Genomic DNA, 26,391 nt, shown 5'->3' with positions numbered 1-26,391 from the left:
TAGTTTTATTCAAAAAAGGAGAAATACTAATATATGAAACCCTTTAATCAATTGCTTCAACTAGACGCTTTAGGTCAAAAAGCGTTGCTCGATCAAAAGGAAATATCTGTTTTAGAACTAACAGATTTTTATATCGATCGAATCGAGCATTACAACCCTAAATTAAATGCAGTAATCACAAAAAGTTTTGAACTGGGACGGGATCAAGCAAAAAAGATGACGACAACGGAAGGTAAGGTTGCAGGACTTCCATTCTTAATAAAAGATCTAAATGCGGTAAGAGGAGTAAGACAAACAAGTGGTTCTGCTATGTTAAAGGACTTTATCGCACCGGAAAACGATGAAATTGTTAATCGATTTGAAAATGCTGGACTTATTTTTTTAGGAAAAACCAATACACCTGAATTTGGTTTTCTTCCTACCACAGAGCCTCTTCTGTTTGGACCGACTAAAAATCCTTGGGATTTAGAACGCTCACCAGGTGGCTCGAGTGGCGGTTCTGCTGCAGCCGTCGCAGCTGGTCTAATTCCTTTCGCTCATGCTAATGATGGTGGTGGATCCATTCGAATCCCGGCCTCTGTCTGTGGGTTATTTGGGTTTAAACCAAGTAGAGGAAGAATGCCATATCCTACTTATATGAATCATTTTTCCATTAATCACGCACTTACTCGTTCTGTCAGAGATAGTGCGGCATTATTGGATATTTTAAATGGAGCTGGTGATCATCAACTATATCCAAGCTTTGCTTCACAGAACAACTTTTTAGAACGCGTCCATGAAACACCGAGAAAACTGAAAATTGCTGTTCAATATCAAGAAAATGAGACGATTCATTTTGATCCGGAGACAAGAAATAACATGGAAAACACTGTACAACTCATAAAAGACTTAGGCCATGAGGTAGTGGAGGAAATGCCACCAATCGATTTCAAACAACTTGCCAAGCATTTTATTAATATTTGGATGGGAAGCGGATCCGCTATTATCAAGCATTCTGGACTAATGACAGGTCAAGAACCTTCTTTCCACAACCTAGAACCGTTAACCTTTAACATTTTAAAATATGGGAGAGATTTGTCAGCATTAGAATATGAAGAATCGCGGGTATACATCCAGAAGGAAGCACAAAAAATCCTAGCATTCTTCCATGATGTAGATGTATGGATGACACCAACCTTAAACCAATTGCCAACAAAAATAGGAAAGCATGCTGATCCCGACACTGATGCGTTTCAACAAATGATGGATAACATGTTAGACTATAATCCATTTATGCCAATCGCAAATGCAACAGGGCAACCTGCAATGAGTGTTCCAACCCATTGGACCAATGATGGTCTACCCGTTGGCACTCATTTCTTTGGCAGATTAGGTGAGGATCAGCTGTTACTACAACTCGCTTCCCAGATAGAACAAGAAAAACCATGGTTGCATTACTATCAAAATATTAGCGATAGCTTATAAATTAGATAAGAGAGGTAGCTGGCCTCCCTTATCTTTTACTCCTTTACTGAACCGGAAGTTAAACCAGAAACAATTCGCTTTTGGAATAACAATACCAAAATAACGATCGGTATTGTTACAATAACAGTGGCCGCAGAAATATCTCCCCACGGAATAGAAAATTCACTTTGATACATGGAGATCCCTACTGGTACAGTTCTCCAAATATCATCACTATTAATAGTTAATGCAAATAAATACTCATTCCACGCAGCGATAAAAACTAAGATGGCCGTCGTAAAAATACCTGGTGTTGCCAGAGGGAAGATTATTTTACGAAACGTTTGAAATGGACTAGCTCCATCTAATTTTGCTGACTCCTCTAATTCAAACGGAATCTTATGAAAAAAGGTAGAAAGCACCCAGATCGATAACGGCAAACTGATCGTAATATAAGGTATTACTAAACCGATATAGCTATTGCGCAACCCTAATGACGTAACTAAGTTAAAAATTGGTGATATAATCGCAATTTGCGGGAACATCGACGCCGCAAGTACAACTCCTAAAAACAATCCTTTCCCTTTGATAGGCAACCTTGTGACAGCATAGGCTGCAAACGCCGCACAACCAACTGCTAGGACAGTTGTTAAACTGGAAACAACAAAACTGTTTAACATATAGCGTAACAATGGTCGATTCGTCAATGCAGCTTCATAGGAAGATAGTGTCGGATTCTTCGTAAACCAACTAAATGAAGTAAAGATTTCACCAACTGGTTTTATCGAAGTCAAGAAAACCCATATAAATGGAAACATCACTAAAAAAACGAATATAACCAAAAAGATATAAAAACCAATACCGGCTCGTTTTTTCATCTCAGCACCCCTTTCTATTTCGTACGTCCTGCGAATAATTCGGAACCAATTAACCTTACATAGATGAAACTAATTAATGCCACACATAAGAATACGATAACGGACAGCACGGACCCCGCACCAAAATTCTGTTGTGAGAACAAAGTAATGTATGCATAAACTGAGATCGACTCTGTAGCATTCGCCGGTCCACCGCCAGTTAATACATAAATTAAGTCGAATACACGAAACGCATCTAATGTCCTAAATAATAACGCAACTAGAATAGCAGATTTTAATAATGGTAATGTAATCTTAATGAATTGTTGCCATCTACTTGCACCATCGACATTACTAGCTTCATACAACGAATTCGGAATGGTTTGCAAACCAGCCAACAATAATAACGCCATATACGGGGTTGTTTTCCAAACGTCAGCAAATATGATCGAAAACATTCCACCGTCAGAAGTTGATAATAGCCATGATGCACTTGGTATAATATTTAATTTCTCAAAATAATGGGCCACAATACCTGTTTGACCATCATATAAGAATCCCCACATCATAGCAGCAACCGCTGTAGGTATTGCCCATGGAATTAATACAGAAGCACGTACGATCCCACGCCCTTTAAAGGCACGGTTAATCAGTAAGGCAATTCCTAAACCTAAGACAAGTTCAAACCCAACAGAGACAACGGTAAAGTAAAACGTATTCCATAATGATTGCCACATACGTTGGTCTTTGAAATATTTCACATAATTTGCGAACCCAATAAAATTTGATTCTAAAATATTTTCACTTGTCCCCGAAAGCAATGAACCAGTTTGTTCAAAGCTTTGAGCTAGCTGTTCATTGTCAATCGATTCCGCCATAGTCTGAAACTCTGCAGATATATCCTCTAAAGCACTACGATAATCTGAGGCAAAATCTTTACCTACCTCGGTATATTTGAGTTCAGAATCTGATATGGGCTCAAAGTTCATTAGCATTTCATCTATTTGTTCCATTTTCGCATTAATTTCCGGATCACTAGTTAATTCCTCATGATAACCTTCGATTGTTTCTCTTGCACTCTGAACAGATTCTAACTGCTCTCCTTCAGCGCTCCCTTCCAATTCACTAAGCTGACCATTAATATAAAAGTAATTGTCAACATATCGTTCTAAATCAATATTAGCGTTTACCATTTTTTGTGATCTGGTTGGATCATTCAAACGATAGTCAAATAAACTGTTGTAAAAGGACTGTGCAACCGGCCATAAAGTGACAACGATAACAAGTAGTAATGATGGTAAAATCATCGCATAACCTAGTTGCTTATCGTTAAGTTGAAATTTATTCACTTTACCTTCCCTCCCTTTCTATTAAATACACCTCGCCCGAGGATATAATTGAAAGAAAAAGCAAGATGAGATGAAGCGTGCCCATCTTGCTTTTTTCAAGTGCCAATTGATACGAAATTAGTCTTCCATCGCTGCTTCAATTTTTGATTGCATATTTTCTGCCGCTTCTTCTGCTGATTGATCACCAGTTAATACTTTTGATACTTCAATTTGCATTATATCTGAAATCTCCGGATAAATTGGTGATACAGGACGTGGTACCGCAGATTGTAATACATTCACAAATTCTGGATTGGCAAATAAAGGTCCTGCTTCTTGTACTTCCGGATCATCATAAAGCGCTTCCAAAGTAGGTGCGCGTCCTCCGTGAACAGCTATAATCTTCTGTCCCTCTTCACTTGTCATAAATTTCAAGAATTCCCATGCTTCTTCCGGTTGTTCTGAAAAACGATTAATCATACCCATCCAGCCACCTAAAGTCGCTGCATTACCTTCATCACCTGCTGGAAGTGGAGCAATATCTACATCACCTACTATAGATGAACGATCTTCATCATTAGAAGATGCTTGTAGATATGGCCAGTTACGTGCAAATACGGAATCACCAGCAATCCAAGCGTTCTCTGTTTCTGTTTCCATAAAGTTTAGAATGTTATCAGGAACAAAATCTGAATTGACAACTTCCATTAATTTTTCTAACCCTTTCACCGTCTCAGGACTATTTACAACTACATTATTGTTTTCATCTATAACTTGCCCGCCATAAGATGCTATAAATTCAATATAGTTACATATTAAACCTTCATATTGTGCAGCTTGCATTAAGTAACCAAACTCCGTTCCTTCTTCTCCTTGCAGTTCGCTCGCTTGCTCAATTAATTCATCCCACGTTTCTGGTGCTTCTTCTACAATATCAGAGCGGTAGTAAAGCATACCCGCATCTGTAAATTTCGGCATTGCCCATTGCTTACCATTAAAATTGGCAGCTTGAACAGTTCCAGGAAAATAGGCATCCATATCAATGCCATCTCTTTCGATAAATCTATCTAATTCTAATGCATAGTTTGCTTGAGCAAATTCAGCTGGCCAAATAACATCTGCATCAAACACATCCACCTCAGAACTTTGTGAACTAAACATAGTTACGTATTGATCATGTGATTGACCTGTATCTGCTGGCATTTCTCTGAGCTCTACGTTGATATGGGGATGTTCCTCTTCAAAAGCTTCGATTACTAGATCAATAGCTCCTGTAGTATCTACACCACGTGCATATACGATGGTAACTTCTTCTCCATCTGAAGCGCTTTCATTTTCCTCATTGTTTGTCTCTTCATCAGACGTACCTTCTGCATTATCTTCTTCTGATTCACTATCACCATTACATGCTGTAACAAAAATAGCCAACACTAACATAAGACATACTAATAAAAGTCTTTTCGTCTGTTCCATAACAGAACCCCCTATTGCAGAATTTTCGATTTCATTACATTGTTTGAAATCGATTACATTTTGATTTTATATCAAACTGTATATACAAGTCAATGATTTTTTGATAAATCATATTCATTTAATCCGACCTGCCATTTTAAGTAGATTCCCTTATTATTAATTCATGGTCTAATATGACATCTTCTATTTTCTCGCCACGAATTTTTTTAATTAACATTTCTACTGCTATACTCCCCATTTTATACATCGGTTGTGCAACCGTTGTCAATCTAGGGAATGTCATATTAGTAAAGTCGATTTTATCGAACCCAGAGATAGCCATTTCATCAGGAACACTAATACCTTGGATATTTAATTCTTTTAACGCACCAATGGCTAACATATCTGACACCGCAAAAACCGCTGTAAACCCTTCTTCTCTATTTAAAAGGGATCTCATGGCCTGTTGACCTTCTTCAAATGTTACATTTGCAGCTCTATAAATCCAATTCTCTTCAAATGCTGCATCAAATTCTTTTAATGCTCTGAGGTAACCATTCTTTCGTTCACGAGCATAAAGAAATTTTTCATCACTATTGACCATGGCAATTCGCCGATGTCCTTGTTTTAAGAGGAATTTTGTCATTTGATATGCTGCCAATTCACTATCAATCGTAATATAAGATAAACTTTTATCTTTATCATACTCACTACATTGTACAATCGGAAATTGCTTAGCCAGATGAATTAACTTTTCCTTATCGATCGTAGGATCCATTGTTATAGCGCCATCTGCTAACCGATTTCTTAACAGATCAAAATAGACACTTTCCCTTTCCGTTTTAGAATGAGTTTGACAGACTAATATATTGTACCCGTGCTCTAGTGCATTCTCTTCAATCCCTTCAACGATTCGCAAATAGAAAGGATTTGATATTTTCGGTATCAACACGAGAAGCATTCTACTTTCAGAATTTCGCAAATTCCTACCTAAAATACTTGGTGAGTAGTCTAATTCTTCCATTGCTTTTTGAACTTTTTGTTTCGTTATTTTTTTAACTGTAGATGGATTGTTCAAAACTCTTGAGACCGTTGCAACTGAAACGCCCGCTTTTTTTGCCACATCTTGAATAGTTGGCATGGTTAACCCCCCCTTCTCACATCATTAATTTTGTCAAATCATGTATATAAAAAATGAAACTTTCAACATGTCTAAGTCTAGCTATTCTATCAAAATGTAATCCGTTACATTATGATAACATTATAATATAGTTCCTAATAAAGTCAATTACGAACTGTTGCATAACAACCATACAATAAATAATCAGAAATATGATTTTAAATCTAGCTAAAAATGAAAATATGATACTATGCTATCCATAAAAACAGCATTGCTTCATGCTTCTAATCATACTTTATACATTAGATTTATTTAATAAACATACAGAATATGTATGTTTATTAGTTGCTACCGCAACTATTTTAATATATACTAATGAAAAGGTTGCACACGCAACTAAAAGGAGGAAGTTAACATGCAGAATAATCGACATCGATCCGTCGGGAAATTGATCAGTACGATAAACCGTTCTTCTGAAATGTATATTAACAGCAAATTAGAACCTTATGGAATAAGCGTGACACAAATGCATTTTCTGATGCTACTGTATCAAGAAGATGGTGTAACACAATACCTACTCTCACAGAAGTTGTATGTCGACAAGGCTACTGCTACTCGTTCCGTTCAGAAGTTGGAAAAGGAAGGATTTATTATCCGAAGGGAAAGTACCGGGGACCGAAGACAAAATTTAGTCTTTATTACCGATAAAGCTCGATCCATAAAAGAGGAGATATTAGACATTTTGTCAGGATGGACTTCCATTCTTACTACAGGGATGTCAGAAGAAGAAAAATCTGCGCTGTTATCGTTACTACAACAGGCGACCGATAATGCCATTCATTCTAAAGATAAGGAGGAGAATCCTAATGGAAATCATGATTAAAAATAAACAAGCGTTATTACGTGTGTTAGTTGTGGTGCTAATCTTCTCGGTAATGAATGCCTTTCTTTTTAATGTAGCACTTCCCTTCATACAGAAAGAGTTTTCTTTATCTTCTGCTGATATTAGTTGGGTAGTTTCTGCATATATGATGATTTACGCTGTTGGCACAGTGATTTATGGAAAGCTTGCAGACATATATTCCTTAAACCGCTTATTACAAATTGGTTTAATTATACTCGCTTTAGGCTCTTTAATTGGACTGTTTGCTGTTAACTACCAAATGGTAATAGTAAGCCGAATGTTACAAGCGGCTGGTGCTGCTGTCATTCCGACTGTAGCCATGATTGCGCCTGCACGATTTTTTCCAAAAGAAGAAAGAGGAAAAGCAATCGGAACATTAGCGATTGGAATGGCTTTAGGGACGGCACTTGGTCCTATTATTTCTGGTGTAGTAGCAGAAGTGGGAAACTGGCGACTTTTATTTGCCTTATCCTTTATCCCTTTATTAACATTACCTTTTTTGACTAAATATTTGCCAGTAAAAATAGATAAAAATGCTTCCAAAGCAATTGATTATATTGGAGCAACATTATTAACTGTCACCATTGCCTTTCTCGTATTAACCATTACAAATTTTAACATTACATTTGCAATAATATTCCTCGTCCTCTTCGTACTATTTATTATTCGTATCAATACCTATCATACACCATTTGTTTTACCTAGTTTGTTCCAAAACAAAAGCTTTTCTTTTACACTTGTTATTACGTTTCTTACCGCTTCATTGTTATTTGCCTTAACCTTTGTAACCCCTCTACTACTAGATAAAATGCACCATTTATCTCCTGTTTTTATAGGGATTGTCCTATTCCCCTCTGCGGTAATAGCTGCCCTTCTTGGTAAAAAAGGAGGTGCATTAGCAGATAAGTATGGTAATAGCTTTGTATTTTACTTATCTATCTTTTTCTTAGGACTTTGTTATTTTCTTCTTTCCTTATTTGTCTCTACTAACCCGATATGGATTGCGATTATATTAATACTAGGGAACATTGGGGCGACGTTTATTCGGGTAGCATTGACGAATACCATCTCCCTTACATTACCTAAAGAATCCGTTGGTGTTGGAATGGGTTTTTTTACAATGTTTAATTTTATCGCCGGAGCTGTTGCTACCAGTCTTATTGGTACTTTGCTAGAGGCTAATTTCATAACTAGCTTTAAAGTGTACCCTTTTATACAGTCAATAGTGGAGTTGCGTTTTAGCCACGTCTTTTTGATATTAGCTATCATTGCTTGTGTAATAACTACTGTGTATATATTTGTAAAAAAGCATTATCTTGTTAGATAAATATAATGAGTTGCTTATATCATTTGAGCTTTCATCATAAAGAACCATCTTTTTTTACCTTCAGATTGGTCAACATTAATTTGGTCTCCCTTACAAGTAATCTACAAAAGAGGGTGGGCAAAACCTAAGAAAAACGGATTGATTACCGCCCTTCCTTGGATATATACCTTTATCCAAGGAAGAAGGATACTTTTCCAAGGAACAGAAACGCTTATCCAAGGAACAAAAACACCGAGCATCAATTTTGATGTTCGTGTTTTGCCATGAAACAAGTACTTCTGTCCTAGCCCCTTTAATTCTTGCAAAATTTTTTCCTGAAGTTCTATTCCCCAGTAATCATATCCAGCCATTTTATATCCGCTTCTAAATGAAGTAATGCTCCTTCGATAAGCAGCTTCATCGTTTCATTTCCTGTTTGATTCATTTGTTTTTTTAAATGGGTTAAATGAAGAACATCCTTTATCATCGTTTCTTTTTGTTTTTTGATCATGTTTTGTTTTTCATCATATGCTACATGATTGGCACACAAAAACTTAAAATAAAATTCATCTTTTAGCAACGAGCGGCCGACCGGCTTTTCTAACCAATTCCACAGCTCTTCTTTACCAGCTTCTGTTATCGTGTAGAGCTTACGATCCTTTTGGTCGTTTCCTGGTGACTCGACTAAATTATCACGCTCTAACCGATCAAGAGTGGTATACACTTGGCCAGCATTGAGCGGCCACATTCCTTGAACAAGTGTTTCGAAGCCTGTTTTCAATTCATAGCCGTGTCTTGGTTTTTCATATAATAATGCAAGCATAGAATGTTTTACTGACATGGCAATCCCCGCTTATTCATAGTTTATTGCTTCTTTTACTGGTATATGTGATGCTGTTCTGCTCGGAAACCATGAAGCAAGAAGTGTAAACAGTAATCCTCCTGCTATTGGCTATACACAGACTTATTTTTAAACCTTTGTTTTAATCAACCTTTTCTCCTTTCGCCGGAAAAATGGTATAAGAAATAGACCAGATAAAATCAATGATAAAAATTAAACCCCACAACATCGAAATACGATAGAGCGTTTCATTTGGATATGGCGTTTCTTCTATGGCTTCGGTTCCAATCCAGGAAAGATCGGTAAGATATTCCCTGAAATGCATGATGTCGCCCAATCCATATAGCCAGAAACCTATCTGTACAACAACAAATACAAATAAATGAATGATTGCACTATATCGATTTATTTTAGCGATGTACTTTGGATCTTTTTGTTTTTTTATTATTGACTTATCTTTTTCTGTCAGTAAATCAACACCTCTCCACTTTCCTATTTTCGTCCGCATCCAACGATCAAGTTTTTTAAAATCGTGGATACCAAAAGTACAGGCGTAAACAACAAAAATAGCAATAACTATTTGAAAAGTGGAGATTTCACCTGTTTCGTTATAAATAAGGATCGCTAACCCGGCTTCTAAAATAAGCAAGAAGAGAAATAAAAATAAAAAGAACAAGCTTTGTTTCCTCTTACCAAATAGATAACGTACGCCACCAAATAACAATAAACAGATAAGTGATATTATTTCAGCCACAATAAAAATTTCCCATTGATATTGCACGATAAATTGCATTTATCTCATCCCTTTTTATATACCGAGTGAATACATATCGAGTATATACTTACTAAGTATATAAAGTCAATTTTTTTCGTAAACCAAATATTAAAAGCCGAAAAAGTACTACAGTACTCTTTCGGCAATTCCTTTTATATTTAGAGTTCTACTTCTTTCAACGTGTCAACTGGGGTGATAATACTAAATCCTTGATTTTTAAGGCGTGTGGCTGCCTGATGCATGGATAGCTGTGGAAAAACTATTTGTCCCTGAGGTAAATCTTTTTCGATATAGTCAACAATAGTTTCGTTATAGGCGTCTTGCATATTGGACATTAATAACTCAAAAGCATGATCTATTATCTTCACTTGGAAATCCGCTCTCAATTTAGCTTGCTTGTAATAATCTTTCAGCCGATTAGCAGTACCTTCTACTGTATGAGGATTGGTAAAATATAATGTTGCAGCTGGATAATCAAGGAGCGCACGGAAAAACAGTTCGTCGATTTTTAAAATGGGAATATCACTTATCGCTGATTCTCTTATATATAAACTATAATTCGTACACGTTATTAGGATAGCATCTGGTTTAGAATCTGCAAGCCATTCTAATTGTGTCTGTACTCTTTGTTGTACGTCGTGCGCTGATTTAGTTTTAATAGCATCGATAAGACCAGGATCAACGTGATGGATTTGTTCTACATTAGCAGCCTTCAGTGCTGTCTCCGTATATTCAATGTTACTATGATGCGCGTGTAACACTACTAGTTTGCTTTTTTTATTTTGATTCATTGTTTAGAAACCAACCTTCTAGTGGATAATTCTTTCCTAACACTCATTTTACAAATAGTTCCTGGTTATTTCCAAACATAATTCCTATTAGGGTATTTTAAGAAAGACGGAGGAGAGGTCTTATGGACACTATCATAGATTGGCACGTTTTTTTGTCCATAAGAACCTGTCTTATGGACAACATTAAACATCTTTTACTAATACTGTCCGTAAGATCACTTCTTACGGACAAAAACTTGCATATTTCTTTTTAAGTGTCCATAAGATTCATGTCTAGTTATTTCAATCCAAGAACTTATATTTTAAGTGTGTAACATTAGAACCGTCTGTTACCTTTTGAGATTCTAGCTTTATTTGTTCCATGCCAATTTGATCAAACAAGCGGATTCCTGTCCCCATCAGAACAGGTGCTACATGAAGATGCATTTCATCGAGAAGACCTGCTGATATACACTGCTGAGCAATACTGGCAGTTCCAACACTGACATTTTTACCATTTGCGGCTTCTTTCGCCTGCTGAATAGCATCTTCTACTCCGCTTGTGACAAATGTAAAATCGGTACTCTCTTCTAAGTAACTGTCAGGAGCTTCATGGGTCACGATAAAAATAGGAACTCCTTGAATCGGATGACTGCCACCCCAGCCATTAACGATATCAAATGTTCTCCTTCCTACAACCATCGCCCCTGTCATGGGAACTGGACCGTCAAAAACTTCTTTGTTTGTGGGAGATAGCTTAAAAAAGTCATTGTAACGACTTGGTTGGTCACCACTAAACAACCAGTTCTGGATCACTTCGCCTCCTTCTCCTAGTGGCTGTTTTTGGTTATCATTCGAACCAGCTATAAAACCATCAAGTGACATTGAAATATCAAGAATAACTTTTGACATTTAATTCGCTCCTTCCTCTTTGTTTCTTTATTCTAGCATGTGAAATAGCTGAATATTTCTCTTATATTGCTAGAAATTAACTCACACAAAAACTCAGTGAATTACAGAAAATAAAAGCAATTTAGAAGAAACCCATCGGTCTAAGAAATTGTATAATAAGATAGATTTATATAAAACATTTAAAAGGAGATGGGATTATGTCCAGTATCGAACACTTTCAAATTGTGAACAGTCCAGTTCAAAATGTATACGAGGTATTGACAACGGAAAAAGGTCTTTCCGAAATATGGACAAATGACTTAATTTTCAATAATGAAATAGGTGCGATTAATGTGTTTCGTTTCGGTGAAAGGGATGAGAGCAAAATTCGTGTAGAAGAGCTAATTGTTAATAAGAAGGTTGTTTGGAAATGCATTGAATCAGATGAACCAGAATGGATCAATACAACAATTTCCTTTGATTTGGAAGAAAACAACGAAAAAACTGAGGTCATTTTCCGTCATACAAATTGGCAGGATATTACCACTTGCTATCGTAGTTGTAATTACAACTGGGCTATCTTTTTATACAGTCTGAAACAATATTGCGAAGGTGGAAAAGGAATATCGTATCAAACAAGGAAGTTTTCATAGGGGGTTCTGCCCCCTACATAGAGAAGGCAGTAATTCAAAGTTCCTCAAGTATTCTAACTTTGTATCTTCGTTAATCAAGTTTTCTCCATTTTAAGGGTTTATAAATTTATTGCTGATCACCACTAAACAACCAGGTCGGAAGCACTTCTCATCTATCTAACATCTAGTCTATATGTTAATAGTGCGGAAAGAAGATAAGCAACTGCACATAATAGACCAACTGCAATAAAGGAATAATAATTTAGAAGCATTATACTTAACACACTTAGAATCGTTGCTCCAAAATACATAGCTGAGGAGTTTAAGGACATTACAGTTGTTCTAATCTGATCATGCTGATTAGACATGTATGTGTTTATAACATTTTGACCAAATGCATAGGAAAAAGACCACACTAGGTTTAAAAATATGGATACATAAAGAATTTTATCGTTGACAGTTAATAATAAGATGGAGAATAAAGAAATGAGGGACATCGATAGTAACAGTTTTTTCTTATTATGTGGTTTATTCATCACTTTTCCGCTAACCAAACTTCCCAATACACTTGTAACCCCCGCAATTAGAAGGATAATTCCAATGATAGATGAAGATAATTGAAAGTACTGATAATAATAAATACCAATAATGGAAAATATTGATTCTAATCCCCCATAATACATAAAAGAAATGAGTAAAGTTAATGTTATAGTTCGATTAGAAAAGGCTTCTCTTAACATTTTTATTAAAGAAGTAGAACTAGTAGAAGGGGAATGTGGGATAGTAAACCATGTAACAATCAACATACAAATCCCTATCATCCCCAAAGCATAAAAGGTTATTCTCCAATTAAAAATATCCGTGATAAAACCTGAAATTGGGATCCCTACAACAGTTGGGAGAATTAAAGCTGAAGTAACTAGTCCCATAACTTTTCCTCTTTGCTTATATTCTATAACTTCTCCTACAAACGAAAAAACAGTAGGTTGAATCATTGCTGCTCCTAAACCAGCTAAAACTCTAAAACATATCAATGCTAATAAGGAACCTGATATGCCGGTTACAAATGTTGCACCTGAAAATACAGCGATACCTGCTAATAACACTTTTCTTTTACCAATACGATCGGATATGCTTCCCATTATTAATCCAAACACTGCATAAGATAAAGCATAAGATGTAAATAAGACCCCACTGAGTTCCATCTTTAAATCTAAATCATTACTTATTACTGGTAACATCGGGACAGTAACTATTAAGTCAAAGCCAACCAAAAACGATAATACACATAAATTAACAATAATTTTCTTCAATTTTATTCCTCCTAAATTTAATGGTTAACTTACTAATAGTTAACCAGTTAACTATTGTCCGAAAATTGAACCCTATTATATAAATAGGGACAGTTAAATACAAGCCAATAATGATAACAACTTAGTCTTTTCATCTTTGCTTAATTCACTAAATAAATCTGTGACTACTTCTTCATAAATTGGCCATGCTTTCGATAAGATATCTTTTCCAGCATCAGTCATCATTACTTTAATTCTTCTGCGATCATTCATATCAAATGTTCTTTCAATATAGTTTAATTTTTCTAATGCGCTTAATAGTCCACTAATATTTGCTCTGGTTACAGCAAGATCATCCCCTAATTCCGAAGGCAAAGCTTCGTAATTTTTCTTTTCTAACATATGCAATAAACACAACCTACCTAAATTCAAATGAAATACTTTGATTTTTGAATCTAATACTTTTGTTAGTTTATTTGTTTTTTGATGAAGAGTAAGGAAAAGCTGTACTTCTGAATTCGGATTATTTAATGGATGCTGCATATATGTTCACCACTTTTTAGGAAATTAATCCATTTTATTGTAACACCAAATAGTTAGATGCCAAATAGTTAACCACCTAATTATATGAACCTTTTTATCCTGTTCTGAATCCGTTCTTCATTTAAGGAACAGAAACATGCTCCGGCATGTCTATTCCTTTATATCAGTTATGAGGTCTGGTATTCCATCGGAAAAGTAATGGCCTTCTCTTTCTAACACTCTAGTAATAGCTTGTGGAAATTCGTTCGCGTAGTGATGGATGTGCGTAACCGGCACTACTTTATCGTCCTTGCTGTGATACAAATATATGTTAGGAATATAAGGAAGGTTTGATGTGAAATTCTCTGTTAGGGTAAACTCCTCGGCCTGCCAGTCATCATCTTTTCCCCAGTATGGTGATGCAATCAGAAACAAACTGGAAATGGCAGGTTTTACTTCCATTTCCGAAAGATATTTTAATAGAACCGATCCGCCCAAAGAATGTCCAATAAGAATTATTTCACCCTCCAAGTGAGAGAATATATTTGTTAATTCGTTTTTCCATCTGGCATATTCAGGATTTTCCGGTTTAGGCATCATTGGAGATATTAAATGATACGTATCACCAAGTTGATCTAGTAGATATTCGATTAAATCACGGCTTCCTTGATGAAGACCTTGTGCCCCTGCACTATGAACAAAAAGGATTTGCTTTTTCATTTTACATCTACTCCCTTATAAATCATGATAGTTTGATTGGCTTGCCTCTAAAACTCTCTGCATTGCAAAAACCTGCCCTAAATGCATGGCCTCATGGAATAATGCAAGACTAGCAAACTCTTCAAAACTGTCGATACCATCAAATGGTTCTGTTAACCGTTCTTTAACCTGTTCCGTTGACATATTCCGAATGCGAACTAGTTGATCTTGTAAATCTAGTATTAATTGGTCAATGTCTGGTACATTTGTTGACCAATCACTAGGTTTCGTACCTCTTCCAAACAACTCATTATAATTTTCTGGCAAGTTACTCCTTCTTCGATTCGGGAAATTAGCAACCTCTTCTGCAATGACTAATACATGACCAACCTGCCAATGAATCGTATTACGAAATCCAGGTGGTTGCTGGCCGATCAAATCCCTAGGGATAAATGATATTGAGTCGATAAATAAACCTCTCGTCAGCTTATATTGTTTTATCATACGCTTCCCTCCTATTACCTTGGTTCAGCTATTCGATCACGCTTAAAAAGAGTATATCAAACCCCAACACAAGATATTTCTTATTAATTGCTACGATTCTTTTCTATTTATCACGTTGCTAATCATCCGTAACACCCCCACTGATAGAAGACTCACTGTATTCTATAAATGAACTGTTTTTTACAAAAAACCCGTACACATTTCACTATGTATACGGGGAACCATCATATAGCAATATTTTTTCTAATCAAATCTCGTTCAAAAGTATTTCTGCTAACCGATCCGGATAATCTGTAAAAATACCGTCAACTCCCCACCTTACCAATTGTTTCATTTCTTCTTCTTCATTGACTGTATAAGTGTGAACATGCAAATCTTTCTCATGAATCTTTTGAATGAGGTCTTCATCTAACTCTTGATAAGGAACACCCACACCTGTGGCATATTGCCGAATCTGATTGTAATTAGCAGACTTTGTTTCATCTTTATACAACAGTTGTATAAGTGGAATGGACTCATATTGTGCATGAATTTGTTTCAAGGTCTCTTCACTAAAGGATTGGATGATGACTTTATTTTCTTCGATCAAATGATAGTCCTCTAAAATAGAAAGAAATTTGTCTGTCATAATCGAATCCGGGTCTTTTATCTCGATATAATAATTGCTATGTAAACCGAACGAGTCGAGAATCTCTGCTAATGTGGGTACTTCTATTCCAACAAAGTATTGGTCTGCTTTTTTTGGATAAGCTATATTAAACCAAGAACCGGCATCCAAACTTTTCAGCTCTGCAAGAGACATGTCTTGGACTAAACCACTTCCACTTGTCGTACGGGAAACATCCTCATCATGTATCGCTACCAACTCCTCATCAGCTGTCATATGTAGGTCAATCTCTAAATAATCTGCATTCATTTTTTGAGCTGACTCATATGCGATTAACGTATGTTCTGGAGCATAACCGGATGCTCCGCGATGTGCTATATTCAAAATTCGCTCAGAAGATAGTAGGGAGGCAGGAGAGTCTGATTTTTCCTCATGCTTCCATATATATGTCGCTCCAATTACCACTACAACAATAAAAAGAACGATGAAGCTCCATTTCAAAACTGTCTTCACAACATCACCTTCACTATGAACTTAAAAATGATTGTTCGTTCGATTTCTTAACTAAAGATCCAGAACGGGAAAAACACCCATTTATTGTCCACAAAGAACACCATAACAAATCCAATGAGGCCACCTAAACTGAGAACAATTAAAATTTGCACTTTATTTTTAATCCAATCGAAAGTATAGCCAATAGCCAACACAAGTGGTATAAATGTTAACCCTACTGTCAGTTGTCCTATAGAAAAACCTGCCAAGAAACTAAAAATATAAATACCAATTGCAGATATCCAGTAATAATGACGCTTTCCGCTAACAGCTAAAACAATGGATACAAGTGCTACAATCAATGACGAATATGCGATGATGGTCAACAATAGCCTCACCTCAAATATTTAAAGAACTTATATATGTTCATCATACTATAAGCTCTTTTAGTTTATTCACTTTTTAATTCTGTACCAATATTTATACACTTCTGAAAAACCCAACTTTGCATATAGACCTATAGCTGATGTATTATTTAACATCACCTGGAGATAAGCTTTTTTGGCCCCATGCTTCTTTCCCCAATTTAGAATCGAAAAAACAAGTTCTATTCCATATCCTTTGTTTCTATGCTTTTCACTCGTTACGATATCATATAATCCAATCCATTCCTCTTCTAACACGCCCATTCCACAAGCAAGAATTTCACTCTTGTTATTAATCAAACAAACATAACACACATCTGCATTTATATTTCTTAACATCTGTTTAAGCGTCTGCTGGTCAATATCATCTATATGATTTAACTCACAAAAATTAGTAAACCATGTTTCATCTAATTGATTATAGATAAGAGCCTTATTCGATAAGAATGTTTCTCTCTCCTCAAGTGATAACAATTGTACGCTTGTCACCCCTGTAAGATTATACCCTCTTTGTTCAAGAATCTTGTCTAACTTATCAGGAAAAACTTGTGTTGTAAGTTTGTAAATCACTTTTAGTCCTTTTCTTTGGTACATATTTTCACATGTTTCTATCTTCTGTTTGATATCCGCTTGAGAATCATAGAGAGGATTAATAGAGTTTGCTCTTTTTGCATATCCATTGGAAAAGCGTAGTATCCAACCATCCAAAAGCTGTGTTTGCAACGAAGGGAAGGCATTCATGGATAGCTCTTCCAATTTCTGAATATCTACGTTATTACTCATTCTTCTCTTGTCTCCCTTGAAGGTAATATGATTCTACTAAATGAGTTGCGTATCGAATATTTTCATCAGGATAGGGAAGATTCTTCAACTTACAAACTTCTATGGTGACTTCGTTAAATAATTTCATAGTATGTATCAGTGCTTTCCAAACATCTTCTTCTTCGTAATGTGCATATATTTTCTTAAACTTCCTCACAACTGCTGGATCAGCCCATTCTTCAAAAAAACGAAACCCATGCCAAGTGTTAAACTCTATTCCGTTCTTTAATTTTGCGTGTGTTCTAATGAACGAGATAAGTAGATTCTTCATATAACTATCACATATCGATTTTCCTTCTAATAACTCCCCTCTGCAAAGTTTCTTAGCGGCTAGAACGGCATGATACCAAAAATCCTGCATCGTATTTTCTATATCTTCCGGTATTTCGTTTTTGCTAAAGTCTGTTTTTATATGCTTCTTAAGGGAAGGTATGCTATTATCCTTATCTATTAGTACTTCCACCCCTTTTGAAAGAACACTTAACACTTGATCTTGAGATTCCATTTCTGAAATTGCTGATATAGGGAAAGAGGCAAAGTCGACGTCAAGTCCACCTTCAAATAAAACCCTTCGTTCCATCCCTCCACCAACTGCTGTATTTTCAAGAAAAGTAATATACGACTTTCCTATCTGTGCTAACCATTCCTTATGATCAAGTAACAAATTGGGGTTTTCTGCAAATATAACGAGATCCAAATCCGAATATTGGTCCGCTGGTTTATCCTGCCTTGCTCTCGAACCAACTATTATTACCGCTCGAATATTTTGCTCTTTTTCTACAAATGACAGAAATCTTTCCATTATTTTATCATACGTCAAATGAGCCACACTTACCTACCTCCCTTTTTTTCAACTCTATCATTACTGTTTTTAATAGGGAAAATAGTAGTTAGCGGTATAATATATCAGTTTTTATCTGTTGATTGATTTCCCCATTTATGTATGTACACACCTTCATATTTTAACAATCGATCAATTAATTTTTTTGCATCATTTTCTATTAAGATTAGTTCTTTATATTCCGGTTTCACAAAACCTTGCTCTATCATATGATCAAAAAGCGTCATAATTGGATCATAGTAATTATTAATGTTAAGTAGTGCACATGGTTTCTTATGGTAACCGATTTGAGCCCAAGTGAATACTTCAAACCATTCTTCTAACGTCCCTGTTCCCCCAGGTAATGCAATAAATCCGTCCGCATAATCTGCCATCATCGCTTTACGTTCATGCATGGTTTGCACTACATGTAGTTCAGTCAGTCTTTCATGGGCAATCTCTACATTTTTTAATTTTTCTGGAAGGACACCAATTACATTACCACCATTTTCTAAAACGCCATCTGCGACAGCACCCATACAGCCAACATTAGAACCGCCGTATACAAGGTCAATACCATTTCTCACCAATAGTTGACCTAGCTTTTTTGCCTCTTTTACATAAATAGCATCAGTACCTGTACTAGATCCACAATAAACTGCCAACCTTTTCATAACTATTACCTCACTAAATTAATGATTTATTTCAGAATATGTCTTCTATGTTACTATATTAATTTATATTCCAACTTATTCCCATTACAGAAAGAGCAATTACAACATTTCGCTTGAAATCAGAAAGTAATTTCAAGCATTTCTTTCATATCTTCTAAAATATCTTTATGTGTATCTACAGTGACAAGCGGATAGTCAGAGTTGTCTAGTTGATCATAGTTGAACAAAATCTTTCCATCCTCCAATATCTGAAACCCATAATCTTCTTTTTGAATATTTGTACTCTCACCTTCAAAAAAGCCAAACATATAGTAATTATCATGATTCTCAAGTATGCCAATTCGTTCATCATTGTCAATTTCTTCTGCTTCCAGTCCTTCCACCATAGATAACGCATTCTTTATCTTTTCCGGGTCTTCTATCAGCATCGCTAGTTTATCTGAAGTGAAATTATTTTCCACCTTTTGCACAAATAATGTATTGGCAAAATCTTTATTCTCTATTTGTACCGTTTTTTCCTCAGTAGAACAGGCACATAACAGGCCCAAAAGAATTACTAGTATAAAAGATACCTTCTTCAATGTTGAGTTGCTCCTTCCATGAATGGTTTATACAAACAAGACATTTTCTTGTCCCTATGTTCATTTTTTCTATATTAAAGGAGACGATTTCACTATAAGTAAGGTTTCATTTATCTATATTAAATTAATATTACATTTGTATGTCTTTTTCAGGTTATGCGTGTCTTAGCGACTCTACTTCGATCTTAACACAAACTAATTTCTGTGAAAAAAGGCAAAATTAAATACAATAGAAACAGCTACATATCGTTATTTGCAGAAATGTATGGTTTGGTGGTGGTGCGATTGTTAATCCCGGTGTGACCATTGAAATGCCGTGATTACATTCGGAGCGGTAGTCACTAAGAAAGTACCGGATAATGTTGTCGCAGGTGATAATCCGGCAAATTATTAAACAAATACAGCTATAGTAGTTGATAGCTAAGAGGGCATGGACAGGGATGTTTCCCCTGTTCCTCCGATTCTCCACCTTGTAAAATATTTGCTTTAGTGATAAAATTTGATTGACTGATCAAAATAAATATTGGTTAATCAATATAAGGAGTGGTTATATGGATAATGTAGAAGTGTATAAAAGTCTTCCTGTTTGGCTTCAGCGCATGCTTCCCTTTGTAAGTATCGTCTTGTCGTTATTAGCTTTTTCGTATGTTTTCTTCCGATACACCCAAGGAGATTTAGAATTTGTACATTGGCTTCGAATCATTATATTTTCTATAATAGGTGTCATATTACTATTTTCTGCTATTATTTACGCCTTTAATCAAGGGGAAGCTTGGAAATGGTTCGTTGGGGGATTAACTTTACTGCCCGTACTTTTAATGTTGCAGCTTTTCTTACTTATTTTAAAAGTGGCCCGAATCGTTATTCAATCCGTTTTTCAAGGAAGTGTACCCGAGCCAATTAGAATATTTATCGAGAACTATCCAAGTAAATTCGATATAATCATATTAAGCGTGCTTTTTATCATTGGAGTTATGTGGATAATCGACCAACTAAAGAAACCAAAAAAGTAGTATATATGCTGGAGGAATGAGAATGGGAAAGCAACCGTCTTTTATTACACAAGCAAGAAGAGAACAAATCATTAAAGCAACCATTGAAACCTTGGACGAAATTGGCTATATCAATATCAGCTTGGCCAAAATAGCAAAAAAAGCAAAAGTTAGTACAGGATTGATCTCCTATCATTTCTCTGATAAAGAAGATGTATTAAACCATACTCTTGTCTATTTGTTAACAAATCAATATGGCTTTATTAAAGAAAAAGTTACTGAGCGCAAATCTGCCTATGATCAGCTCCTTACCTTTATAGATGCATCTTTGGCTTATCAGGGTACTCATCATGTTCACAATGTAGCATTAATTGAAATTATTTTTAATGCCCGTACACCAGACAATATCCCTTACTATAAAGTATCGAATGATGAAGAAGACCCCTTATATCAACTATTACAAGAAATATTACAACATGGTCAGGAAACAAAGGAATTCAGTACTTTTAATACTAAAAATGTCTCGATAATAATTCAGGGAGCTATTGCCGAAAGTATGCTTATGAATCAAGAGAACTTTAACTTGGAGACATATAAGAATGAATTAGTAACAATGGTGACAAAGATGGTCAAATAATGGCAGGTTTCTCAAGAAGAAGAGTCCCTTTGATAGAAAGTAATAGCTCTCTTAGCCAGCGACACCACTTCATCTATAAGATGCTCAGGTGAAACTATTTTCATTTGATCTCCAAATCCTAACATATACTCTATAGCTTCCTGCTTATCATTGAAACGCAAAATCGCGGGAAGCCAACCTTGTTCATTTGCGCTTTCCTTCTTGATCACTTGAACAAATTTACCTGTAAAAGTGATTCGCTTTATAATGGATGGGGCAATCTCTACCTCGACATCATATGCAGGCAAATTCCGGATAAAATTGTCTTTTGATTGCTCCCAATACGATGCTAAATGAAAATGAGCTGGACGTTCAAATTTTTCCATTTGCAATTTTGCGGAATGAATCCTTGATGCTCGATAATTACGTAATTCTCCATTTTTTGAGGCAACAAGGTACCATCTGTTACCTTTTGCAACTAAGCCTAACGGTTCAATCAATCTATCTACTTTGTTTCCATCAGCTTTCTCATAGTAAATCTTCAGCTTTCTATCCTCCCAAATAGCTTGTTGAATGGTTTCAAAGGCAGCCACTTTTTCTTTAGATTGCCTCCACGTGCTGACATCAATATGAATTCTATCCCACATTGCTTGAGCATCAGCTTGATGATTAACTGGGAGAGATGCAAGCAGTCTGTGTCTTGGATCTATCGAATCGGATAATCCCAAATCTTGTAATAACTCTTTGGAGGGAAACACAAATAAAGCTTTCATATCCTCTAATGTTAATGTACTCAATTCACTTCGAAAGTTATCTAATAAGCGCCAACCTCCCCATTTTCCTCTCTCTGCAACAACGGGTATTCCTACTGTACTTAGTGCATCCATATCTCTAAGAATGGTTCTGTCTGAGACCTCTAATTCATCAGCCAATTCCTTCGTAGTCATTTTACCTCTGTTCTGTAAGAAAACCATGATATTAATCAATCGATCTGCTCGCATTCCATTCATCCTTTACTCAGAATACTAAATATTTTTAATCATGACATAAGGTGTCGTATTTATAGTATATACTTTAGTTCAATGTAAAGAAAGGAGATGAAACAATATGAAATCTTTAAGAGGAAAAATTGCTGTAGTAGCCGGAGCTACACGTGGAGCTGGACGTGCCATTGCTGTCATGCTTGGTAAAGCAGGTGCAACCGTATATGTAACAGGTAGAAGTGTTAGAGGAAATCCTTCTCCATTAAAACGATCGGAAACGATTGAGGAAACAGCAGAAATCATTAACGAACAAGGTGGAACAGGAATAGCTGTTAAAGTGGATCATACTTTGGAGCAAGAAGTTAAAGCACTTTTTAAAAGGATTGAAATGGAACAAGGTAAGCTTGATATTCTTGTCAATGACGTTTGGGGTGGAGACCCGTTAACTAATTGGGATCAGCCGTTCTGGGAACACAGCCTACACAACGGATTAAAAATGCAAACACAGGCTGTTCATTCCCATATCATTACAAGCCACTATGCAGTCCCCTTAATGTTGAAACACAAAACAGGTTTAGTTGTGGAAATCACAGATGGAGTCGATTATGACTATAGAGGGAATCTATATTACAGTCTCGCAAAAATATCCGCTATTCACCTTGCTGAAGCAATGGCTCATGATTTAAAGAAACATCATATTACGTCTGTTGCTGTCACACCAGGTTTTCTTCGATCAGAGGCTATGCTTGATCACTTTGGTGTTACGGAAGAAAATTGGAAAGAAGGTGCTAAAATTGAACCTCATTTTATTGCATCAGAAACGCCTTACTATATCGCAAAAGGTATCGCTGCGTTATCATCTGATAGGGACATTTTTCAAAAAACAGGACAAATATTAAGCTCTTGGGAATTGGCTAAAGAATATGATTTTACAGACATGGACGGAGCACAGCCTGATTGGGGAGACTATTTTAATAAGACATTTAACGGCAAAACAAAAGAATAAACACTAATTGTTTTTATTATGTTTTTTTCTTCAAAGAAAGGAAATAATATCGTTGAAAATTAAATTGAACTAATTCATAAGCCAGATGAAGGAGTGGATTGCTAGTGAATCGTTTTAAAGACAAAGTGGTTGTCATCACAGGTGGAGGTGCTGGACTCGGCCGAGCTACAGCTTTAGAAGTAGCAAAAGAAGGTGGCAAACTAGTACTCGTTGACGTAAACAAAGAAGGGCTTGAAGAAAGTAAAGATGAAATCAAAAAGATAGCTCCTCAAACAAAAGTAGAACTTGCAGAAGTTAATGTTGCCAAGGAAGAAGATGTTTCCCGTTATATTCAATTTACGCTTGATACTTTTGGCAGAATGGATAGTTTTTTCAATAATGCCGGTATTGAAGGAAAACAAAACTTAACGGAAGACTATGAGATTGATGAATTCCAGCGCGTATTGGATGTTAACTTAAATGGTGTGTTCTATGGTATGAAACATGCTTTAAAAGTAATGAAAGAACAAGGACACGGATCCATTGTTAATACAGCATCAGTCGGTGGAATAAGAGGTGTCGGTAATCAATCTGGCTATGCTGCAAGTAAACACGGTGTAGTTGGTCTAACCAGAAACGCTGCTGTTGAATATGGTCAGTTTGGCATAAGCATTAAGGCTATCGCCCCTGGTGCAATTATGACCAACATGGTGGAAGAATCATTAAAACAAATGGCTGGAGATGATTGGGAAGAAGCTGGAAAAGAGTTTGTTAGTGTCAATCCGATGAAACGATTCGGTAAACCGGAAGAAGTGGCTTACCTCGTTGCATTCCTTTTATCCAATCAGGCAGATTTTATCAATGGTGCGGTTATCCCTATTGATGGTGGACAATCGTATAAATATTAGTTCCCTTACCATGAAAAACAAAAGCGCAGAGCGACTGCGCCCATGCAACACAGCTGGATTGATTTTGCCACGTATAGTGCCGCTTTTAATCGATCATTCCTTTTCCAAGGGCATAAGGGACGACTAAGCCACTGGTTATCACCAGTTGGCAAGTCTTCTTTATTGTAGGAAGTCTCGGGAAGTGGCCTAGTTTCTGGCGTTCAGAGCTGGACGTGGCAATTCCTGTTCTTAAATGTTATCCGCAACACAATAATTTATAATTTTCGAAGCAATAAAAAAGGCACCTTTTTTGGTTCACTCGCGTAATCATCTAAAACATTCCCAACTGTGCCATCAAGTCAACAACGTCTGAAGATACCCAGTAGTCTTTGATTTTCCCTTCCGTTATGAGCATAATATCGATACCATTGAATCTTACCTTTGTCCCCTTTTTTGCCGTGGCTCCTGGCATTCCGCCATTAAAGGTACCACTAAACTGCCAACGGGCCGATACATAATGCTCCTCCACAATTGGTTCTACTTCTACCGTCATTTTGACATCATCGAAGTAGGCGCAGCCTTCATTAATAATTCTCTTTAATGCTTCTGCTCCTTTTTGATCTTCCGAAGACTTTCCATCCATTCTTGCTTGGTGCACTACACAATCTGGATCTGTTATCTCTTCAAGTATCGAAACATCTTCATTCCAAGCCTTCACCCATAATTTATAAATTTGCTTTTCATCTTGAAATGTCACAAAAGCACACTCCTTTCACAAATAATAACAACTCGCATTCCCTTCTTTAATTAACAATAACAGAAGAAAAATAAATGGTCTACTAACTATTGACATTTACTTTAACATGGTTATATACTTATATACATAACTATATAACCATTAAACTAAATGGGTGGTGAGAGCTATTGAATCAGTATTTTCACGATAAGAAACCAATATTTATGCAAATCAAAGAGAAAATAGAAGATCAGATCGTCAATGAGCAATTAATGGAAAATGAGCAAATTCCTTCAACAACCAAAATGGTGCAATTTTATAAAGTTAATCATATTACCATTTCCAAAGGCACTAATTTATTAATGGATGAAGGAATCATTTATAAGAAAAGAGGTGTCGGAATGTTTGTAGCACCAGGAGCGAAAGAGAAGTTAATCGAAAAACGACAACATAAATTTGTCGACGATTATATTATGCCTATGTTACAGGAAGCGAAAAAACTGGGTTTGTCAGAGCAGTATATTATGAATTTAATTCAAAAAGGGAAAGGAAGTGGATCACATGAATTTTAATGTGTCTGTTCAAAATGTCTCCATGGCATTTAAAAAATTTGAAGTGTTAAAAGACATTACTTTTACATTAGAACCTGGCCAAACATACGGTTTAATCGGGAGAAACGGAGCAGGAAAAACAACATTACTTTCATTATTAGCATCCTTAATGGAGCCTTCTTCTGGTCAAATTAAGGTAGCGGAAGAAAACCCATTCGAAAATAAGCATATCATGCCATATGTCAGCTTTATTCTAGAGGTTGATTATAAAGATGAGTATGATACGATTACAAGTTATTTCTCCTTTGCGCAGCAATACCGGCCAAATTTTGATATCGAATATGCAAAAAAATTGGCAGCACGCTTTAAACTGCCACTAGATAAAGCAATTAACAGCTTATCTAGTGGGATGCAATCAGCTCTAAATGTTACATTAGGTCTGGCGCACCGTAATCCAGTTACTATATTTGATGAAGCATATGTATCAATGGATGCGCCAACTCGTGAAATGTTTTACCAGGAAGTACTTGAGGAGCAACAACGACATCCACGCATTATGATTTTATCTACTCATCTCGTATCTGAGATGGATTATTTATTTGATCATGTCCTGATACTTGACCGCGGAAAGCTCATTATCGATGAATCATTTGAGGAAATTATCAGTCATGGTGTATCTGTTATAGGGCAAGCAGAAAAGGTCGATTCATTTGTTAACAACAGAAATAGATTAAGTACACAATCACTTGGTAATACAAAATCTGTTATGTTATATGGAAATTTAAGTGATGCTGATATGGTTGAAGCGGAAAGGCTTGGCCTCGAAATCGGCCCGGTTTCATTGCAAGATTTGTTTATTCATCTAACTAAGGAGGGCGAATAAC

The 26,391-nt window shown here is 36.0% G+C and carries 31 protein-coding genes and 1 pseudogene; 11 read left to right on the top strand and 21 right to left on the bottom strand.

Annotation, left to right across the window (positions count from 1 at the left end; translation table 11 throughout):
• Positions 1–33 precede the first annotated feature (33 nt).
• Positions 34–1,464, top strand: a complete 1,431-nt coding sequence (locus GI584_RS02055; protein WP_153790073.1) for an amidase — start codon at positions 34–36, stop codon at positions 1,462–1,464.
• Positions 1,465–1,499: 35 nt separating this feature from the next.
• Here the strand turns inward: GI584_RS02055 and GI584_RS02050 are convergent, their stop codons facing one another.
• From GI584_RS02050 to GI584_RS02035, 4 genes are all read right to left on the bottom strand, one after another.
• Entirely contained in the window at positions 1,500–2,321 is an 822-nt protein-coding gene (locus tag GI584_RS02050; RefSeq protein WP_100362264.1) for a carbohydrate ABC transporter permease, read from the bottom strand.
• A 14-nt stretch (positions 2,322–2,335) separates the two neighbouring features.
• Positions 2,336–3,607 (bottom strand): carbohydrate ABC transporter permease, encoded by a 1,272-nt coding sequence (locus GI584_RS02045; RefSeq protein WP_153792886.1) that lies wholly within the window; start codon positions 3,605–3,607, stop codon positions 2,336–2,338.
• A 159-nt stretch (positions 3,608–3,766) separates the two neighbouring features.
• Positions 3,767–5,101, bottom strand: coding sequence for an ABC transporter substrate-binding protein (locus tag GI584_RS02040; protein ID WP_153790072.1), 1,335 nt, complete (start codon positions 5,099–5,101; stop codon positions 3,767–3,769).
• A 136-nt stretch (positions 5,102–5,237) separates the two neighbouring features.
• Positions 5,238–6,221, bottom strand: coding sequence for a LacI family DNA-binding transcriptional regulator (locus GI584_RS02035; protein ID WP_100362266.1), 984 nt, complete (start codon positions 6,219–6,221; stop codon positions 5,238–5,240).
• Positions 6,222–6,615: 394 nt separating this feature from the next.
• Here GI584_RS02035 and GI584_RS02030 point away from each other — a divergent pair, with 394 nt between their 5' ends.
• Positions 6,616–7,083 (top strand): MarR family winged helix-turn-helix transcriptional regulator, encoded by a 468-nt coding sequence (locus GI584_RS02030; RefSeq protein WP_100362267.1) that lies wholly within the window; start codon positions 6,616–6,618, stop codon positions 7,081–7,083.
• Positions 7,067–8,431 (top strand): MFS transporter, encoded by a 1,365-nt coding sequence (locus GI584_RS02025; RefSeq protein WP_153790071.1) that lies wholly within the window; start codon positions 7,067–7,069, stop codon positions 8,429–8,431. Before GI584_RS02030 ends, GI584_RS02025 begins: the two co-directional genes overlap by 17 nt.
• A gap of 101 nt (positions 8,432–8,532) precedes the next feature.
• Here GI584_RS02025 and GI584_RS02020 read toward each other — a convergent pair whose 3' ends face one another.
• From GI584_RS02020 to GI584_RS02000, 5 genes are all read right to left on the bottom strand, one after another.
• Positions 8,533–8,781 carry a hypothetical protein gene (locus tag GI584_RS02020; protein WP_153790070.1) on the bottom strand — a complete coding sequence of 83 codons (249 nt, stop codon included), beginning with the start codon at positions 8,779–8,781 and terminating at the stop codon, positions 8,533–8,535.
• The gene (locus tag GI584_RS02015) at positions 8,754–9,251 is read right to left on the bottom strand and encodes a PadR family transcriptional regulator (RefSeq protein WP_153790069.1); all 498 of its coding nucleotides are present in this window, start codon (positions 9,249–9,251) and stop codon (positions 8,754–8,756) included. Before GI584_RS02015 ends, GI584_RS02020 begins: the two co-directional genes overlap by 28 nt.
• Before the next feature lie 142 nt (positions 9,252–9,393).
• Positions 9,394–10,044 (bottom strand): hypothetical protein, encoded by a 651-nt coding sequence (locus GI584_RS02010; protein WP_194842102.1) that lies wholly within the window; start codon positions 10,042–10,044, stop codon positions 9,394–9,396.
• A 140-nt stretch (positions 10,045–10,184) separates the two neighbouring features.
• Positions 10,185–10,817 carry a hypothetical protein gene (locus GI584_RS02005; RefSeq protein ID WP_153790068.1) on the bottom strand — a complete coding sequence of 211 codons (633 nt, stop codon included), beginning with the start codon at positions 10,815–10,817 and terminating at the stop codon, positions 10,185–10,187.
• A gap of 282 nt (positions 10,818–11,099) precedes the next feature.
• Positions 11,100–11,708 (bottom strand): dihydrofolate reductase family protein, encoded by a 609-nt coding sequence (locus tag GI584_RS02000; RefSeq protein WP_153790067.1) that lies wholly within the window; start codon positions 11,706–11,708, stop codon positions 11,100–11,102.
• 197 nt (positions 11,709–11,905) lie between these two features.
• On the opposite strand from GI584_RS02000, the gene GI584_RS01995 reads away from it, so the two are divergent.
• A complete protein-coding gene (locus GI584_RS01995; RefSeq protein WP_153790066.1) occupies positions 11,906–12,340 on the top strand; it encodes an SRPBCC family protein in 435 nt (144 codons plus the stop codon).
• 152 nt (positions 12,341–12,492) lie between these two features.
• On the opposite strand, the gene GI584_RS01990 is transcribed toward GI584_RS01995, so the two are convergent.
• The 10 genes from GI584_RS01990 to GI584_RS01945 all read right to left on the bottom strand — a co-directional run bounded on the left by GI584_RS01990 (position 12,493) and on the right by GI584_RS01945 (position 19,757).
• Positions 12,493–13,632 carry an MFS transporter gene (locus tag GI584_RS01990; RefSeq protein ID WP_194842101.1) on the bottom strand — a complete coding sequence of 380 codons (1,140 nt, stop codon included), beginning with the start codon at positions 13,630–13,632 and terminating at the stop codon, positions 12,493–12,495.
• Positions 13,633–13,725: 93 nt separating this feature from the next.
• Positions 13,726–14,154, bottom strand: coding sequence for a MarR family winged helix-turn-helix transcriptional regulator (locus GI584_RS01985; protein ID WP_153790064.1), 429 nt, complete (start codon positions 14,152–14,154; stop codon positions 13,726–13,728).
• 150 nt (positions 14,155–14,304) lie between these two features.
• Positions 14,305–14,853, bottom strand: a complete 549-nt coding sequence (locus tag GI584_RS01980; RefSeq protein WP_153790063.1) for an alpha/beta hydrolase — start codon at positions 14,851–14,853, stop codon at positions 14,305–14,307.
• Positions 14,854–14,868: 15 nt separating this feature from the next.
• Positions 14,869–15,336, bottom strand: coding sequence for a DinB family protein (locus tag GI584_RS01975; RefSeq protein WP_100362278.1), 468 nt, complete (start codon positions 15,334–15,336; stop codon positions 14,869–14,871).
• 247 nt (positions 15,337–15,583) lie between these two features.
• A complete protein-coding gene (locus tag GI584_RS01970) occupies positions 15,584–16,456 on the bottom strand; it encodes a glycerophosphodiester phosphodiesterase family protein (protein ID WP_100362279.1) in 873 nt (290 codons plus the stop codon).
• A gap of 47 nt (positions 16,457–16,503) precedes the next feature.
• Entirely contained in the window at positions 16,504–16,821 is a 318-nt protein-coding gene (locus GI584_RS01965) for a hypothetical protein (RefSeq protein WP_228552324.1), read from the bottom strand.
• 69 nt (positions 16,822–16,890) lie between these two features.
• On the bottom strand, positions 16,891–17,643 hold the full coding sequence (locus GI584_RS01960; RefSeq protein ID WP_153790062.1) for a GNAT family N-acetyltransferase: 753 nt from the start codon (positions 17,641–17,643) through the stop codon (positions 16,891–16,893).
• Positions 17,636–18,511 (bottom strand): aminoglycoside 6-adenylyltransferase, encoded by an 876-nt coding sequence (locus tag GI584_RS01955; protein ID WP_153790061.1) that lies wholly within the window; start codon positions 18,509–18,511, stop codon positions 17,636–17,638. Before GI584_RS01955 ends, GI584_RS01960 begins: the two co-directional genes overlap by 8 nt.
• 77 nt (positions 18,512–18,588) lie before the next feature.
• A complete protein-coding gene (locus GI584_RS01950; protein ID WP_153790060.1) occupies positions 18,589–19,176 on the bottom strand; it encodes an LOG family protein in 588 nt (195 codons plus the stop codon).
• 119 nt (positions 19,177–19,295) lie between these two features.
• Positions 19,296–19,757, bottom strand: a complete 462-nt coding sequence (locus tag GI584_RS01945) for a hypothetical protein (RefSeq protein ID WP_100362284.1) — start codon at positions 19,755–19,757, stop codon at positions 19,296–19,298.
• Between the two features lie 245 nt (positions 19,758–20,002).
• On the opposite strand from GI584_RS01945, the pseudogene GI584_RS23930 reads away from it, so the two are divergent.
• From GI584_RS23930 to GI584_RS01935, 3 genes and pseudogenes are all read left to right on the top strand, one after another.
• Positions 20,003–20,151 (top strand): annotated as a pseudogene (locus tag GI584_RS23930) (acetyltransferase); the annotation flags it as partial.
• Positions 20,152–20,308: 157 nt separating this feature from the next.
• On the top strand, positions 20,309–20,770 hold the full coding sequence (locus tag GI584_RS01940) for a hypothetical protein (RefSeq protein WP_153790059.1): 462 nt from the start codon (positions 20,309–20,311) through the stop codon (positions 20,768–20,770).
• A 22-nt stretch (positions 20,771–20,792) separates the two neighbouring features.
• Entirely contained in the window at positions 20,793–21,386 is a 594-nt protein-coding gene (locus GI584_RS01935; protein ID WP_153790058.1) for a TetR/AcrR family transcriptional regulator, read from the top strand.
• A gap of 11 nt (positions 21,387–21,397) precedes the next feature.
• On the opposite strand, the gene GI584_RS01930 is transcribed toward GI584_RS01935, so the two are convergent.
• Positions 21,398–22,366, bottom strand: a complete 969-nt coding sequence (locus GI584_RS01930) for a helix-turn-helix transcriptional regulator (RefSeq protein ID WP_153790057.1) — start codon at positions 22,364–22,366, stop codon at positions 21,398–21,400.
• A 106-nt stretch (positions 22,367–22,472) separates the two neighbouring features.
• Between GI584_RS01930 and GI584_RS01925 the strand changes: the two genes are divergently transcribed.
• The gene (locus GI584_RS01925) at positions 22,473–23,354 is read left to right on the top strand and encodes an SDR family oxidoreductase (protein ID WP_153790056.1); all 882 of its coding nucleotides are present in this window, start codon (positions 22,473–22,475) and stop codon (positions 23,352–23,354) included.
• A gap of 104 nt (positions 23,355–23,458) precedes the next feature.
• Complete coding sequence (locus GI584_RS01920) at positions 23,459–24,241, top strand: glucose 1-dehydrogenase (protein ID WP_153790055.1); 783 nt, start codon at positions 23,459–23,461, stop codon at positions 24,239–24,241.
• 310 nt (positions 24,242–24,551) lie between these two features.
• On the opposite strand, the gene GI584_RS01915 is transcribed toward GI584_RS01920, so the two are convergent.
• Positions 24,552–24,977: an ester cyclase gene (locus GI584_RS01915; RefSeq protein WP_153790054.1), complete on the bottom strand. Its 426-nt coding sequence runs from the start codon at positions 24,975–24,977 to the stop codon at positions 24,552–24,554.
• Between the two features lie 167 nt (positions 24,978–25,144).
• Here GI584_RS01915 and GI584_RS01910 point away from each other — a divergent pair, with 167 nt between their 5' ends.
• Together GI584_RS01910 and GI584_RS01905 are read left to right on the top strand one after the other, a co-directional pair.
• Positions 25,145–25,528, top strand: a complete 384-nt coding sequence (locus GI584_RS01910; RefSeq protein ID WP_228552323.1) for a GntR family transcriptional regulator — start codon at positions 25,145–25,147, stop codon at positions 25,526–25,528.
• The gene (locus tag GI584_RS01905) at positions 25,518–26,390 is read left to right on the top strand and encodes an ATP-binding cassette domain-containing protein (RefSeq protein WP_153790053.1); all 873 of its coding nucleotides are present in this window, start codon (positions 25,518–25,520) and stop codon (positions 26,388–26,390) included. Before GI584_RS01910 ends, GI584_RS01905 begins: the two co-directional genes overlap by 11 nt.
• The last annotated feature ends 1 nt before the right edge of the window (position 26,391 follow it).

The sequence above is a fragment of the Gracilibacillus salitolerans genome, assembly GCF_009650095.1.
Classification (GTDB): domain Bacteria; phylum Bacillota; class Bacilli; order Bacillales; family Amphibacillaceae; genus Gracilibacillus; species Gracilibacillus salitolerans.
Note: the sequence above shows the minus strand (reverse complement) of the source record. Positions and strands in the feature narration are given on the sequence as shown.

Excerpts from the sequence above, each read along its gene's own strand:
- GI584_RS01995 (WP_153790066.1), top strand. The coding sequence starts at position 11,906 with ATGTCCAGTATCGAACACTTTCAAATTGTGAACAGTCCAGTTCAAAAT.
- GI584_RS02015 (WP_153790069.1), bottom strand. The coding sequence starts at position 9,251 with ATGTCAGTAAAACATTCTATGCTTGCATTATTATATGAAAAACCAAGA.
- GI584_RS01925 (WP_153790056.1), top strand. The coding sequence starts at position 22,473 with ATGAAATCTTTAAGAGGAAAAATTGCTGTAGTAGCCGGAGCTACACGT.
- GI584_RS02020 (WP_153790070.1), bottom strand. The coding sequence starts at position 8,781 with ATGGCTGGATATGATTACTGGGGAATAGAACTTCAGGAAAAAATTTTG.
- GI584_RS02035 (WP_100362266.1), bottom strand. The coding sequence starts at position 6,221 with ATGCCAACTATTCAAGATGTGGCAAAAAAAGCGGGCGTTTCAGTTGCA.
- GI584_RS01940 (WP_153790059.1), top strand. The coding sequence starts at position 20,309 with ATGGATAATGTAGAAGTGTATAAAAGTCTTCCTGTTTGGCTTCAGCGC.
- GI584_RS01980 (WP_153790063.1), bottom strand. The coding sequence starts at position 14,853 with ATGAAAAAGCAAATCCTTTTTGTTCATAGTGCAGGGGCACAAGGTCTT.
- GI584_RS01930 (WP_153790057.1), bottom strand. The coding sequence starts at position 22,366 with ATGCGAGCAGATCGATTGATTAATATCATGGTTTTCTTACAGAACAGA.
- GI584_RS01985 (WP_153790064.1), bottom strand. The coding sequence starts at position 14,154 with ATGCAGCATCCATTAAATAATCCGAATTCAGAAGTACAGCTTTTCCTT.
- GI584_RS02030 (WP_100362267.1), top strand. The coding sequence starts at position 6,616 with ATGCAGAATAATCGACATCGATCCGTCGGGAAATTGATCAGTACGATA.
- GI584_RS01905 (WP_153790053.1), top strand. The coding sequence starts at position 25,518 with ATGAATTTTAATGTGTCTGTTCAAAATGTCTCCATGGCATTTAAAAAA.
- GI584_RS02040 (WP_153790072.1), bottom strand. The coding sequence starts at position 5,101 with ATGGAACAGACGAAAAGACTTTTATTAGTATGTCTTATGTTAGTGTTG.
- GI584_RS02025 (WP_153790071.1), top strand. The coding sequence starts at position 7,067 with ATGGAAATCATGATTAAAAATAAACAAGCGTTATTACGTGTGTTAGTT.
- GI584_RS02050 (WP_100362264.1), bottom strand. The coding sequence starts at position 2,321 with ATGAAAAAACGAGCCGGTATTGGTTTTTATATCTTTTTGGTTATATTC.
- GI584_RS02005 (WP_153790068.1), bottom strand. The coding sequence starts at position 10,817 with ATGAATCAAAATAAAAAAAGCAAACTAGTAGTGTTACACGCGCATCAT.
- GI584_RS01935 (WP_153790058.1), top strand. The coding sequence starts at position 20,793 with ATGGGAAAGCAACCGTCTTTTATTACACAAGCAAGAAGAGAACAAATC.
- GI584_RS02000 (WP_153790067.1), bottom strand. The coding sequence starts at position 11,708 with ATGTCAAAAGTTATTCTTGATATTTCAATGTCACTTGATGGTTTTATA.
- GI584_RS02045 (WP_153792886.1), bottom strand. The coding sequence starts at position 3,607 with ATGATTTTACCATCATTACTACTTGTTATCGTTGTCACTTTATGGCCG.
- GI584_RS01975 (WP_100362278.1), bottom strand. The coding sequence starts at position 15,336 with ATGATAAAACAATATAAGCTGACGAGAGGTTTATTTATCGACTCAATA.
- GI584_RS02010 (WP_194842102.1), bottom strand. The coding sequence starts at position 10,044 with ATGCAATTTATCGTGCAATATCAATGGGAAATTTTTATTGTGGCTGAA.
- GI584_RS01950 (WP_153790060.1), bottom strand. The coding sequence starts at position 19,176 with ATGAAAAGGTTGGCAGTTTATTGTGGATCTAGTACAGGTACTGATGCT.
- GI584_RS02055 (WP_153790073.1), top strand. The coding sequence starts at position 34 with ATGAAACCCTTTAATCAATTGCTTCAACTAGACGCTTTAGGTCAAAAA.
- GI584_RS01960 (WP_153790062.1), bottom strand. The coding sequence starts at position 17,643 with ATGAGTAATAACGTAGATATTCAGAAATTGGAAGAGCTATCCATGAAT.